Here is a 13,499-nt window from a genome sequence, read left to right on the forward strand (position 1 = left end):
TCCTTAAAAATATTGAAATGGATTTTTTGAAACTGATATTATAACTTCTAAATGAAATTTTTGCAAATCTTTTGCTAAAATTTTACCAAAACAAGATTCGCTTTCATAGTGTCCTATATCAATCAAACTAAGTTTATTATGATAACTTTCCAAAGCTTGATGATATTTAAAATCTCCGCTTAAAAAGCAATCTGCCTTAACACTAGAAATTAAATCTCCTCCACTACCTGTGCATATTGCTAAAGTTTTAATTTTCTTATTACCTGCATTTACAACTCTTATGTAATCAAGCTTTAAACTTTTTTTTACATGATTAATTAAATCGCTAAATTTAAAATCAACATCACAATAAATTAAAAACTCGTTTTGTTCTTTAATCTTAAAACCTAAAATTTCACGAGTAAAATAAGCATTTAAATGACTTAAGTCAAAATTCGTATGCATAGCAATTAAAGCTATGTTTTTTTGTATCATTTTAGTAAGAATATTTTGCGGATAAAACACCCCGCTTAAGTTTTTTAAACCTTTAAAAATCAAAGGATGATGAACTATAAAAAGTGAATTTTCACGTGCATTTTCAATTAAATGCATATCCACATCAAGAGCAAGATAAATTTGATTTATTTCTTGATCTAAAGTTCCAAGTAATAGGCCACTATTATCCCATGAACTTTGCATACTAAATGGGCTAATAGTATCCAAATAATCATAAATTTCTTTAATTTTCATCTAAACTTTCTTTATACACCAAGGCACAATTTTTAGATAATTCTCTAATTTTAAGCATAAAGTCTTGTCTTTGAGTTACTGAAATAGCTCCTCTTGCATCAAGCAAATTAAAAGTGTGCGCTGCTAACATACAATAATCATATGCAGGTAAAGCAAGCTTTGCTTCTAATGCATTCTTACACTCATTATAGGCATTTTCAAATTGCACATTTAAAGTTTTAACATCACTTACTTCAAAATTATATTTACTAAATTCAAACTCACCTTGCTTATGAACATCTTTATAGGTAATTTTTTCACCGTTAAATTCATTCCAAACTATGTCATATACATTATCTACATCTTGCAAATACATTGCGAGTCTTTCTAAGCCATAGGTGATTTCAGCACTTACTAAATCTACGCTTATACCGCCAACTTGTTGAAAATAAGTAAATTGTGTTACTTCCATGCCATCAAGCCAAACTTCCCAACCCAGACCCCAAGCACCTAAACTTGGACTCTCCCAGTTATCCTCAACAAAACGAATATCATGTGATTTTAAATCAAAACCTAAATTTTCTAAACTTTTTAAATATAATTCTTGGATGTTATCAGGGCTTGGTTTAATCAAAACTTGAAATTGATAATAAGCACCTAGTCTATTAGGATTTTCACCATATCTTCCATCAGTTGGTCTTCTACTTGGTGCTACATAAGCAGCTGCCCAAGGTTTTTTACCCAAACTTCTTAAAAAAGTTGCAGGATGAAAAGTCCCTGCACCTGCTGGAAAATCATAAGGTTGCATAATGGCACAACCTTGTTTTTGCCAAAATTCTTGTAAGTTTAATATCATTTGAGAAAAAGTCATTTTTCTTCCTTTATTTCTTCTGGCTTTTCAGGTGAATTTGCATATAACTCTACTGTTTTATTCCACATCATTTTGTATTTTCTTTTTAGAAATTCCACTTCATTGCGCGCGTATTTGAGTTGCTCGTTAAGATTTTCTATGGTTTTTCTATCTTCATCATAAAGTTCTTGCATAGAATAAAGAGCATCTTTTAAAAATTTATTCTCACCCTTTAAAGCTTCTAAGGTCTCATCTTTAGCATCAAGAACTTTTTCGTGTAAGTTTAAAATAGTTCCTATGGTTTTTTCTACAAAACTTTCTCCTGCTAAAGTCATAGAATTTACCATAGCAGGTTGCTTTGAGCTTGTTGGAACCACACTAAATGTTCCTTGATTAGCTTCAATATAAATTTCACCCTCTTCTTCTTTGAAATTTAAAGCACCATTTGCCATCATTCCTTTTACAACATCTTCAGATAAATGCACTAATTGACAAAATTCTTTTAACTTCAAGTAAGTTTGCATAAATACTCCTTAAAGAAAAACTTCAATTGTACTAGAATCTTGAATTAATTTTTCTTGTTGTTTTTTTCTATCTTCTAATAATTTTTGTGCTAAAGATTCATCCTCTATAGCTAAAATTTGTACAGCTAAATAAGCTGCATTAATAGCCCCTGCTTTACCTATAGCTACAGTTGCTACAGGAATTCCACTTGGCATTTGCACAGTAGAAAATAAAGAGTCCATACTTGCTAAATTACTTCCTGGCATAGGTATACCTAAAACAGGTTTTGTTGTATGTGCTGCAACAGCTCCTGCTAAATGTGCTGCCATACCTGCTGCTGCAATAAATACTTTTGCACCTTTTTCTTCGGCATTTTTGATGTATTCTTGGGTTCTTTGAGGACTTCTGTGTGCTGAAGTGATTAAAATTTCATATTTAACATCAAATTTTTCCAAAATTCCCAAAGCTTCTTTCACTACATCATAATCACTCTTACTTCCCATCAATATAGAAACAAATTTCATTCAACACTCCTTCTTAAAAAGCTAAATTCTGGAAGCTTAAACGGTAAAGTAATTTCATTTTCATTACCACTATGAATTTCACTAAATTCTTTATTATTTTTGGCCAATAATTGCTTAAAAACTATAAATTTCTTACCATCATTTTCATAGATTAAACCTAGTTTATTTTCTCCTAATTCTATATTGGAATTAACCGGAGCTAAAATTTCATATTCTTTGTTTAATTCTATCTTGCCTTTACATTTAAAAAACTCGCCATCTTCACTAATAGCATGCACTTGATGAGTTCCTTCTTCTATGCTTGTATTGTGATTAATAGAATCGGTTTTTTCATAAGCTCTTGAGACTAAATATCCATCCGTAAAACCTCTGTGTTTTAAAGTATGGATTTCTTTTTCATATTTAGCAGCATCAAAAGTGTCTTCCAATACATCTTGCACTGCCATTTTATATGTTCTTGTAGTTAAAGCTACATAATACTCACTTTTTGTTCTTCCTTCTATTTTAAAAGCATGAATACAATTTTCTTGCATAATCTTTTGAATATATGAGCTTAAATTTAAATCTTTAGAATTAAATACATGTGTGCCATTTTCATCTTCTTCTAATCTAAAAAGTGTATTTGTCTCTGGATTTTTCGCATAAAGCTCATAATTAAATCTACAATCATTTGCGCAAGAACCACGATTGCTCATGCGTCCACTTTGTACTGAGCTTATTAAACATCTACCAGAATATGCAAAGCACATAGAGCCATGCACAAAACTTTCAAGCTCGATATCACAATTATTTTTCAAATCTTTTGCATCTTTTAAGCCAAGCTCTCTTGCTATAACAACACGCTTAGCTCCCATGTCTTTATAGACTTGAGCGTCTAAATAGTTTAAAATATTAGCTTGAGTGGATACATGAAGATTGATTTCAGGTGCAAGTTCTTTAACTAAACGCATAGCACCTACAGAAGCTACTATAAAAGCATCAGGTTTCATTTCTTTTAATTTTAAAATATGCCTTTTTAAACCCTCAATTTGTGAACTAAAATGAAAACCATTAATGGTTACATAAATTTTTTTTCCTCTTGTATGAGTATAATCAATAGCCTCTTTAAAAGTTTCATAATTGAAATCCCTAGCAGTTCTTGCTCTTAATGAAAAATTACTCACTCCTGCATAAACAGCATCAGCTCCATAAGCCAACGCTATTTTTAATTTTGTAAAATTTCCCGCAGGAGCTACTATTTCAGGAATAATCATTTTTTGCCTAAACTTGCGATTAATGCCTCAATATCATCATTGCTTACAACATCTGTAGTTGTATCACCTTCAATATGCACAGCCGATCCTACGCGTTTTTCATCATCAATTTTACCTTCAAATAAACTACTCATATATCTACTTAAAGCTCTCATAACATTAATAACACGTTCGATTTTTTGACGGTGAATATCTTGGTATTGCATAGCATCCATTGCCATCATAACTTCATCTTGTCCAGTTTGTAAACAACCCGTGATTTCATCTATAATATTTTTAGCATTATTGTTAGTTTCTATGGCTTCTTTAAAGCTTACAACATTAGGAAATTTTGCATTTAGTTTTTCAAAAATTTCTATATTTTTATTCAAAGCATCGCTAATTACACAAAGCTCATTTTCTGAATTTGCAAAGAAATCATTAATAATTTCTAACTTTTCCATCATTTCAGTAGCTTTGATTTCACTATCTCTTGTAACATCATCAAGCTGATGCACAACTTTATGCTCTTTGCTAGGTGGTGGTGGTGGCCATGCCATATCTGCTCTTGCTTTATAATCACCATTAATCATTGCATCAACAATTTGTTTATTTTTTTCCTCATCTTCATACTCTGTTTCAGGCTTTGTTTCTGTTTCTTCTACAGAATCAAGATCTAAATCTTCAGTGCTATTCATTAAAGCATCTAATTCTTCTTGAGTCATTTTTACACCTTTTTAATATAAAAAACTAATGTGAAATTATATTATAAAAAAATATAAACCAATATTAATTTTGTTAATTAATTATATAAATTAATATTTTTTTGTATTTGACCATAAAAAAAATATTAATTTAAACTTAATTTAATAAAAATATACTACAATCTTAAAAAATAAATTAATACCTAATTAAAAAGGAGAGAAAATGGGTAAGTTTGTAAATAACATTGGTGAGTTTTTTAGTTATTGTCAAGAACATGAGGTTTTATTTGTTGATTTTAGATTTACTGATATGATAGGTACTTGGCACCATATTACTTACAATATAAAAGCAATTGATGATAAAACTTTTGAAAATGGAATTCCTTTTGATGCAAGCTCTTTACACGGTTGGCAACCTATAGAAAAATCAGATATGATTTTAAAACCTGATGTAGAAAGTGCATTTTTAGATCCATTTACAGCAGATCCTACTATCATAGTAATTTGTGATGTATATGATATTTATAAAGATCAAATGTATGAAAAATGTCCAAGAAGTATTGCCAAAAAAGCAATGCAACACTTAAGTACAAGCAATATCGCCGATACAGCTTATTTTGGTCCTGAAAATGAATTTTTTATTTTTGATAATGTAAAAATAGTTGATTCTTCTCATTGTGCAAAATATGAAGTAGATACTGAAGAAGGTGAATGGAATGATAATAAAGATTTCACAGATAGTTACAATAGCGGACATCGCCCAAGAAATAAAGGCGGATATTTTCCTGTAAGTCCTATTGATTCTAGTGTAGATATTAGAGCTGAAATGGTGCAAGTTTTAGAAAGAGTGGGTTTAAAAACTTTCGTACATCACCATGAAGTAGCACAAGGACAAGCTGAGATTGGTGTAGAATTTGGAAATTTAGTTGAAGCCGCTGATAATGTACAAATTTACAAATATGTAGTAAAAATGGTAGCACATTTAAATGGAAAAACAGCAACCTTTATGCCAAAGCCACTCTATGGAGATAATGGAAGTGGTATGCATGTACATATGAGTCTTTGGAAAGATGGAGTAAATTTATTCTATGATAAAGAAGGCTATGGAAAATTAAGCGAATGTGCGATTAATTACATTGGTGGAATTTTAGCTAATGCAAGAAGTGTTGCCGCATTTACCAATCCTAGCTCAAATTCCTATAAAAGAATAGTTCCAGGTTTTGAAGCACCTTGCATTTTAACTTATTCTTGTCAAAATCGCTCTGCAAGTTGTCGTGTTCCTTATGGTATTAACGAAAAAAGTGCAAGAGTAGAAATAAGATTTCCTGATAGCACTTCTAATCCTTACCTAGCTTTTACAAGCTTGCTTATGGCAGGACTTGATGGTATTAAAAACAAAACCATACCGGTTGGCCCTATGGATGAAAATTTATTTGCACTAACCCTAGATGAGATTAGAGAAAAAGGTATAGAGCAATTACCTCACACTTTAAGAGGATCTTTAGAAGCACTCATTAGAAAAAATGCTTTCTTAAAACCTGTTATGAGTGATGTGTTTATTGATGATTATCAACATATGAAATTTGAAACCCAAGTATGGCCTGTAGAAGCTAGACCAACTGCATATGAGTTTAAAACTTGCTATTCTTGCTAATTTTTGATGCCTTTTTGGCATCAAAAATTTAAAACACTATCGTTTTATTTTCGTGTATAAAAATCCTATCATCAAAGACCAAATCCAAAGCCTTAGAAAAAACATTTTTTTCCACATTACGTCCTGCTTGTTGCATAGCCTGCCAAGAATATTCATGGGTAACTGGTATAACATCTTGAGTAATAATTGGTCCCTCATCTAAGTTATTATTTACAAAATGTGCTGTTGCGCCTATAATCTTCACTCCTCTTTCATAAGCTTGCTTATAAGGATTAGCTCCTATAAATGCAGGTAAAAAAGAATGGTGGATATTAATAATCTTTCCTTCAAAATGCTCCACAAAAGATGGAGATAATATTCTCATATATTTTGCTAAAACAATATAATCAAACTCATATTGTTTTAAACACTCTAGTAATTTTTCTTCATGCTCTTGCCTACTTAAATCCTGCGCTAAAATAGCATGAAAAGGTATGTTAAATTTATCCACTAAAGGTTTTAATACCTCATAATTTGCAATAACTGCTTTAATATTTGCGTTAAATTCCCCACTAAATTGGCGGATAAGTAATTCACCCAAACAATGAGTTTCTTTAGTAGCTAAAACAATAATATCTTTTTTTCTCTTTGGTGTAATTTCAATTTGTGCATTATCAGGAAGCATGGCTTCAAGCGTTCCCTTAAAAGCTTTTATATCAAGATCACCTTCTAAATGCGCCCTAAAGAAGAAACGATTTTCTCCAACAAATTCATCATTTTTTATAATATTGATTCTATATTTAAAAATAACATCTGAAATTCTATAAATCAATCCTTTTTCATCACTACTTGAAATTTTTAAAATATATTCATTCATTTTTGCTCCTTTATATAGTTTTTTAATTCTTGTAATCTTCTTTTTTCAAGCTCAATCCCAAGCTCTTTCCCACTAAATCCTTCCTTTAGTAAATCATTTGCACTAATTTTACTTTTAAAAGTATGATGATATAAATTTAATTTCTTTGCTTGTGCTATACGCTCATTATCCCAAAGTCCAAGCCATTTACAAAGTGGCATTTTCAAAGCAATTTTAGCTAAATTAAAATCATCAATTTTACCTAAAATAAATTCTTGTTCACATTTTTTTAATAGTTCTTTTTTTAATTTTGTTTTATTGAAAAATTCCTCTTTATTTATATAAAAAAAATTCAAATACAAATATAAATACAAAGCCTCATCGCAAATTAATTTTTGACTACGCTCTAAAAGTTTTTCAAATTCTTCATTACAGCTTTGATAAAAAAATATTTTTTCTTCTAAATTTAAAATTTTGAAATACTCATAAGCTTTATTTAGTCTTGAAGTTTTAAAAATTTTATAAAGTTCATTATTAATACGCTCTTTAGATAAATCGCCTATATCCATAGTTTGCATTAATTTTAAACTTTTTTTTGCAATTGTTAAATCAAACCTGCACGCAAAAGAAATTCCACGAAGTACCCTTAAACTATCTTCAACAAAACTTATATCATCAATATGTCTTATAACCTTTGCTTGCAAATCTTGCAAACCATTAAAAAAATCTAAAAACTTAAAATCAAAAATATTTACCATCAATGCATTAACGGTAAAATCCCTTCTTTTAGCTCCTTCTTGTTCATCATTGCAAACTTTAACTTCAAAACCTCTATGGCCTGTAGAAATTTTATTTTCATAACGCGCTAGAGCTAAATCAAATTTTTTGTATTTATATACAAAAAAACTTTTTCCTACTCCATTTGCACCAAGTTTTTGCATAAGCTCATCAAAAAGCTTAGGTTCAATATCATAAATTTCTATATCATAATCATCACTAGATAAATCTAAAAAAGAATTCCTTACACAACCACCTACTAAATAAGCTCTTTGCGTGTAAGGTTTAAGTATATTTTTAATTCTTAAAAAATCTTGATCATTTTTTAAGTCTATCTTCAATCTTTGCAAGTAAAAACTCTAAAAAAGTAATTGTAATATCTAGTCTTTTTTCTATATGCTCATCTTTAGTATTTTTTAATCCTTCAAATAAAACCAAAATACGCTCTCTGAGATTTTTTAAGAAAAATTCTTCATTATTTATAATACTTTCTTCTTTTTCCTCTAAAGCTTCAACTTTAATAGCCATAGCTTGCTTATCATCTTCTTTAACTTTTACTTCTAAATCATCTAATTCTTGGATCAATTCTTGTGCAACCTTACTAATTTCTTCTTTGATTTTTTTCTCTTGAGTATTAACACTTTTTTCTTGGGTAATTTCTTCTACCATAGGAGCAAATTCATCATTTTTACTTTTTTTATTATCTAACTCTGAATTAACTTCACTTATGGCCATTTTTGCTAAATCTTCTATATTCATAGTTTTATTAACCACCTTTTAAATTCATTAATTTCTTCTTCGCTTTTCATATTAACAAAAAAATCAAGCATGTCATAATTTAAATCTTCATGATTAGAGCGCAAACCACTTAAACGCCTTATAGCATCAATAGCATTTTTATTTTGCGGATCTTGCTTTAATATATTTTTATAAATCTCCAAAGCTTCATCTTTTAAACCTTGTGCTTCATAAATAGAGGCTTCTGTTACTGTATATCGCATTATCAACTCACAAAAAATAAAATGTCAAAATTCTAACAAAAAAGACTTTAATTTATTTTAATTTTTACTTAATCACAGGAGCTTTATATGCTAAAAATACAAAAATATTAAGTATTATAGCTACCGTAATAAGCATGATAAAGCCTAAAGTAAAATTTCCAAAACTATCATGGAGCATACCTATAATCCAAGGTGCTTGAGCTGCTATTAAATACCCTATGCCTTGTGACATGGCAGAAAGTTTAGCTGCTATAAAAGAAGTTGAACTTTTTATAGCAATAAACAATAATGAAATTGTAAAAACCCCACTAGATGCAAAACCTAAGAAAATAGCTGCTAATAACAATACTAATTTTACATCACAAAAAAACACCAAAATAAAACTTAAAACATATAAAAAACCCAATGTTATAATAACAAAACCCTTAGCATGAGCTCTTAGTTTTCCTAAAACAATAGGCAATAAAAACGCCACAGGCATACCTATGATTTGAGAAAGTAATAAAACATTAGAACCAAAATCAATTCCAAAACCTTTTTCACTTATCATCACACTAAGCCAAGCAAAAAGACTATAAGATAAAAAACTTTGCAGTCCCATTACAATAGTAACTTTCCAAGCTGTTAAATTCAAAAAAAGATTTATTTTATTGATGTTTTTCTTCTTAGGACGCAATAATCTTTTGTTTTTCAAATGCGGAAAATAAAAAATCAAAGCAATCAAAGCTAAAACAACCCAAAAAAACATAGCTTGAGGCACCTCAAAAATTTTAAGCAAAGGAAGTGATAAGGCCACTCCAGCAATTGAAGATAAACCTATAATTGATCCATATAAGCCCATAATTTTATAAGCATTTTTTGCAAATTTTTCTTTTACAAAAGAAGGTAATAAAACATTAGCTATTGCAATGCCTGCCCCAATTAGAAAAACCCCAGAAAATAAACCTATATTACCCCCATAACTTCTAATAAACTCTCCAAAAACAATTAAACACAAAGCAAAAAACAAAGCTTTAATTTGCGAAAAATACGCCACAAAAAAAGATATAAGCCCAAAGGCTATCAAAGGTAAAGCTGTAAGCATTCCTGCTAGGGCTGAATTTATCTTATAATATTCTTGAATGTATTCTATCATAGGACCTATAGAGGTTATAGGTGCTCTTAAATTTAAAGCAAGGGTAATTACAACTAAAATATTAATCCAAAAGAATTTTTTATATGAAATTTGTGTATACATGATTATTTTTGATTTAATATATTTTCAAGGTATTTTTGTTTATCTTGCTTAATATTTTTTTGTTCTATTTGCTTTTGTTGTTTTACTACTTCATTTTCCTTAGAAAAATAAAAATGATCAATAATAAAAACAGAAGAAATGATAAAAATCAAAGGAATCAAAAAAACCATAATCAATACTTTCTAAAGACATTGCCATAGTATTCTATATTATCTTTTTTTAAATTCTCATCAAAAGCATTTGCCTCAAAATTTGCTTTTAAAATTTTTTCTCTTTCTTCGTCTAAGTCCTGATAAGAAAAAACCATATTAATACTCACTACCCCATCAAGCTGTTCTAATTGTTTATATGCTTTTAACTCATCATCTAAATTTTCACTTTCTATTACTACTATAATTTTTTCATCCTGAGCTAATTCCACACTACAACAAGGTGTTTTTTGAATTTGCTCTTTGAGTTTTTCTACTTTTTCTTCTTTAGTTAAAATCAACACACTAGAAAGATTCATCTATACCCCAAAATATAATTTTATCTTCATAACCTGCACTAATAAGCTCATGCTCATTTAAAAATATAAGATATTCTAGCAAAAAATCTTTATTTTGGAATCTTTTTATTGTTTTTAGGTTTTTAGTATTTACAAGTTCTATAATATTTTTTTCATTATCTCCAAAAACTGCTATTGAGCCATCTTTATTTAAAGCACAAGTATAAATCAAAAAATCTCTTTCTATATTTTTTTCTTGATCATTTTTCACTATGCCTAATTTTCTATCAGTACTACAGCTTGCAATAATTGTGTTTTTAAAATCAAGTTGATAAATATTATCCTTGTGAATATTCTTATAACTTTTCATTTTTTGCCATTTCTTCACATCAAAAAGCATTAGCTCACCACTTTCAAAACCTGCCACTAATTGAGTTTTAGTTTCATTTAAAACCACATCACTTAAGCTTGAACTAGAAAAAGTAAAATTTTTTACAACGCTTTTTGTTTTTAGATCAAAAAGCTCTATATTAGAACCTAGCAAGGCTAATAAAATAGTATTATCATCTAAAAACAAAGCTTTTTTTGCTCCATCATTAGCTAAATCATAGCTTAAAAGTTGTTTATTTTTATAAACATATAATTTTTTACTTCCAAAATCACCTTCACTTAAAATCAAAATAGCCCCATTTAAGTAATCGATACTATAAATTCTGGGGCTAAGATTTTCTTCGTAAAAATTTTTAATCTTATTTAGCTGAGTGATTTTTTGCATTTTTTTATCTTTAAGGAAATATTGTTTTATCTCTCCATTATCAAGTCCTATAAGTAAACTATTATCAGCAAGCTTTAAAGCGTTTAAATTTGAATCAAGCTTAAGCTCATAACTCAATGCATAAATACTCATTAGTAAGATTAAAAACATTTTTTTCATAATTTTATTTTACACCTTCATTTAAAACATCTAAAAGATTAGATTTTTTCTTTGATTCTTCGCTTTTAAATTTTGCTTCAAAGCTATTTCCTACCAAAGGTTTAGCATCACTTTGTGGCACATGACATTGTGTACAATTAAATCTTGCATCGCTTATCATATCTTTAGTAGATTTGTTTTTTCTTAAATCAAAATAATGACTACTTGGAAGTGGTGTAGCTCCAACATCTTTAGCAATAGTCTTATCATGACAACTTAAGCAAATATTATTATCCTTAGTAATTGGAAGCATATCCTCTAAAGTGTGCGGGATTAATGGCGGAGCATTTTCAAACGATCTTTCAATCAAAACAGACTCACCAGCCACTACTTGAGAATATTTTGCATCCAATAATTCTACATTTTCACTTTCTAAACTTGTTTTTCTTAAACCTATATCTTTTGAATCAACACTTTTAACAGCAAGCCCACAAGCACTTATTAAAACAGCTGCTGCTAAGGATAAAAAGATTTTATTTTTCATTTTCTCTCCTTAAATTTATTATACTAAAACCTAAAGCATCATCACCGCAAATATCAATACATTTTCCACATCTTATACATTCACCTGATTTTACATCTTGATCTTCTTTACCTATCATCCAAAGCACTTGTTTTTCAGGGCACACTCCAAGACATTTATAACACTTAGTGCATTTTTGTAAGCTATATCTTACTTTTAACAATGAAAAATGCGAACTTAAAGCCCAAAAAGCCCCTAAAGGACAAAAATGCGAACAAGTAAATCTTGGACTAAAAAATGTATCTATACAAAAAATAATCAAAGCCATAAAAAGCCAAGAAACACCACCGAAAATAATCCCTCTTTGGATTATTCCTATATAAGAAAATTCCTCAAAAACAGGAAAAGAAAAAAGAAAAGAAAAAATCAAAACAAAAGCTAAAACATAATAACGCAAATTTTTATTTACATTAAAAACTCTTGCTTGATTAAAACCTAATTTATTTCTAATAAAATAAGCAAAATCAGTAATGATATTGACAGGACAAACCCAAGCACAAAATGCTCTTCCAGCAAAAATAGCATAAAACAAAAATACTATCAAAGCACCACTTAAAGCCATCAAATCTACTTGCAAACTTGCCAAAGCAAGTTGAATAAATGCAAAAGGATCACTTAGTGGCACCGAAGAAAATAAAACCGAAGAGCTTAAATTTCCTTTTAATATAAAATTAAATACACCAAAAGAAAAAAAAGTCAAAATAGACAATTGCACTACTCTTCTTAAAATAAGATACTTCATAGCAATTCTCCATCGTTAAGATAATCTTTAGCCTTATTTTTATTGAATTTTTTATCTGTGTTTACATCTTGTAAACGTTTTTCATCTTTTTCATCCCAACCTTTGATGTAATTATCCCCAGCTTTTCCTAAAACAAATTCTCTAGGTAAAACTTTAATGGCTGCTTTTTGTGTTATACAAGCTTTTTCACAAATCCCACATCCAACACACACTTCATGATCTACCACAGGTAGTAAAAATGCATGCTTTGCTGTTCTTTCATTGCGTTTTGTTTCAAGTTTTAATGCTTTATCTATTAGAGGACAAGCTCTATAACATGCATCACATTGAATTCCCCAATAAGCAACACAACTTGCACTATCAATTATAGCTATACCCATTTTTGTTTTATAAATTCCATCTTTTTGCTCTAGATATTTATGATCTAGAGCATTTGTAGGACAATCTCTTATACAAGGTATATCCTCACATAACCTGCAAGGATTTTCTCTTGCTACAAAAAAAGGTGTACCATTTTTAGCACTATTTTCTAAATTTGCTAACTTTAAAACATCATAAGGACAGGCTTTTACACAAAGTCCACATCGTATACATTTTGATAAAAATTCTTTTTCATCATCTGCCCCAGGAGGTCTTAAAAAATACTCCTGATTTGAGCTAAATGCTAAACTTGCCAAAAATGCACTTCCGCTTCCTATACATAAAAGCTTAAAAGCAAAGGCTAAAAATTCTCTTCTATTTTTCATTT

General features: G+C 29.3%; 18 protein-coding genes. 1 reads left to right on the forward strand and 17 read right to left on the reverse strand.

The annotated features are described in order from the left end of the window. Positions 1-3: 3 nt before the first annotated feature. Genes L8V79_RS00605 through L8V79_RS00630 form a run of 6 tightly spaced genes read right to left on the reverse strand, consistent with a single transcriptional unit; the run spans position 4 to position 4,543 of the window. On the reverse strand, positions 4-729 hold the full coding sequence (locus L8V79_RS00605; protein WP_263702109.1) for a Nif3-like dinuclear metal center hexameric protein: 726 nt from the start codon (positions 727-729) through the stop codon (positions 4-6). Next, entirely contained in the window at positions 719-1,579 is an 861-nt protein-coding gene (glyQ, locus tag L8V79_RS00610) for a glycine--tRNA ligase subunit alpha (RefSeq protein ID WP_039668538.1), read from the reverse strand. The genes L8V79_RS00605 and glyQ overlap by 11 nt, the downstream gene beginning before the upstream one ends. After that, positions 1,576-2,082, reverse strand: a complete 507-nt coding sequence (locus tag L8V79_RS00615) for a DUF3972 domain-containing protein (protein ID WP_039668539.1) — start codon at positions 2,080-2,082, stop codon at positions 1,576-1,578. Before L8V79_RS00615 ends, glyQ begins: the two co-directional genes overlap by 4 nt. Before the next feature lie 9 nt (positions 2,083-2,091). After that, positions 2,092-2,586: a 5-(carboxyamino)imidazole ribonucleotide mutase gene (purE, locus tag L8V79_RS00620; protein WP_263702110.1), complete on the reverse strand. Its 495-nt coding sequence runs from the start codon at positions 2,584-2,586 to the stop codon at positions 2,092-2,094. Then, a complete protein-coding gene (locus L8V79_RS00625; protein ID WP_257396754.1) occupies positions 2,583-3,839 on the reverse strand; it encodes a peptidase U32 family protein in 1,257 nt (418 codons plus the stop codon). The genes purE and L8V79_RS00625 overlap by 4 nt, the downstream gene beginning before the upstream one ends. Next, positions 3,836-4,543 (reverse strand): protein phosphatase CheZ, encoded by a 708-nt coding sequence (locus tag L8V79_RS00630; RefSeq protein ID WP_240379224.1) that lies wholly within the window; start codon positions 4,541-4,543, stop codon positions 3,836-3,838. The genes L8V79_RS00625 and L8V79_RS00630 overlap by 4 nt, the downstream gene beginning before the upstream one ends. Before the next feature lie 202 nt (positions 4,544-4,745). Here L8V79_RS00630 and glnA point away from each other — a divergent pair, with 202 nt between their 5' ends. Then, a complete protein-coding gene (gene glnA / locus L8V79_RS00635; protein ID WP_263663129.1) occupies positions 4,746-6,176 on the forward strand; it encodes a type I glutamate--ammonia ligase in 1,431 nt (476 codons plus the stop codon). Positions 6,177-6,204: 28 nt separating this feature from the next. Here the strand turns inward: glnA and purU are convergent, their stop codons facing one another. The 11 genes from purU to napG all read right to left on the reverse strand — a co-directional run bounded on the left by purU (position 6,205) and on the right by napG (position 13,497). Continuing rightward, complete coding sequence (gene purU, locus L8V79_RS00640; RefSeq protein ID WP_263702111.1) at positions 6,205-7,032, reverse strand: formyltetrahydrofolate deformylase; 828 nt, start codon at positions 7,030-7,032, stop codon at positions 6,205-6,207. Then, entirely contained in the window at positions 7,029-8,138 is a 1,110-nt protein-coding gene (locus L8V79_RS00645; protein WP_263702112.1) for a CCA tRNA nucleotidyltransferase, read from the reverse strand. Before L8V79_RS00645 ends, purU begins: the two co-directional genes overlap by 4 nt. Further along, entirely contained in the window at positions 8,107-8,547 is a 441-nt protein-coding gene (ciaD, locus tag L8V79_RS00650) for an effector protein CiaD (protein ID WP_263702113.1), read from the reverse strand. Before ciaD ends, L8V79_RS00645 begins: the two co-directional genes overlap by 32 nt. Continuing rightward, positions 8,544-8,792, reverse strand: a complete 249-nt coding sequence (locus L8V79_RS00655) for a hypothetical protein (protein ID WP_087691144.1) — start codon at positions 8,790-8,792, stop codon at positions 8,544-8,546. Before L8V79_RS00655 ends, ciaD begins: the two co-directional genes overlap by 4 nt. Positions 8,793-8,853: 61 nt before the next feature. Further along, a complete protein-coding gene (locus L8V79_RS00660; protein ID WP_263702114.1) occupies positions 8,854-10,026 on the reverse strand; it encodes an MFS transporter in 1,173 nt (390 codons plus the stop codon). A 2-nt stretch (positions 10,027-10,028) separates the two neighbouring features. Continuing rightward, on the reverse strand, positions 10,029-10,196 hold the full coding sequence (locus L8V79_RS00665) for a hypothetical protein (protein ID WP_257396760.1): 168 nt from the start codon (positions 10,194-10,196) through the stop codon (positions 10,029-10,031). 2 nt (positions 10,197-10,198) lie between these two features. Further along, on the reverse strand, positions 10,199-10,534 hold the full coding sequence (locus tag L8V79_RS00670) for a chaperone NapD (RefSeq protein WP_263702116.1): 336 nt from the start codon (positions 10,532-10,534) through the stop codon (positions 10,199-10,201). Beyond that, a complete protein-coding gene (locus tag L8V79_RS00675) occupies positions 10,521-11,447 on the reverse strand; it encodes a WD40 repeat domain-containing protein (RefSeq protein WP_263702117.1) in 927 nt (308 codons plus the stop codon). The genes L8V79_RS00670 and L8V79_RS00675 overlap by 14 nt, the downstream gene beginning before the upstream one ends. A gap of 4 nt (positions 11,448-11,451) precedes the next feature. Beyond that, positions 11,452-11,970 carry a nitrate reductase cytochrome c-type subunit gene (locus tag L8V79_RS00680; RefSeq protein WP_263702118.1) on the reverse strand — a complete coding sequence of 173 codons (519 nt, stop codon included), beginning with the start codon at positions 11,968-11,970 and terminating at the stop codon, positions 11,452-11,454. Then, the gene (gene napH / locus L8V79_RS00685) at positions 11,960-12,751 is read right to left on the reverse strand and encodes a quinol dehydrogenase ferredoxin subunit NapH (protein WP_263702119.1); all 792 of its coding nucleotides are present in this window, start codon (positions 12,749-12,751) and stop codon (positions 11,960-11,962) included. Before napH ends, L8V79_RS00680 begins: the two co-directional genes overlap by 11 nt. Beyond that, positions 12,748-13,497 (reverse strand): ferredoxin-type protein NapG, encoded by a 750-nt coding sequence (gene napG / locus L8V79_RS00690; RefSeq protein ID WP_263702120.1) that lies wholly within the window; start codon positions 13,495-13,497, stop codon positions 12,748-12,750. The genes napH and napG overlap by 4 nt, the downstream gene beginning before the upstream one ends. Between the last annotated feature and the right edge of the window lie 2 nt (positions 13,498-13,499).

Origin of the sequence: Campylobacter sp. IFREMER_LSEM_CL2194, assembly GCF_025771685.1 — a bacterium.
In the GTDB taxonomy this organism is placed as follows: domain Bacteria; phylum Campylobacterota; class Campylobacteria; order Campylobacterales; family Campylobacteraceae; genus Campylobacter_D.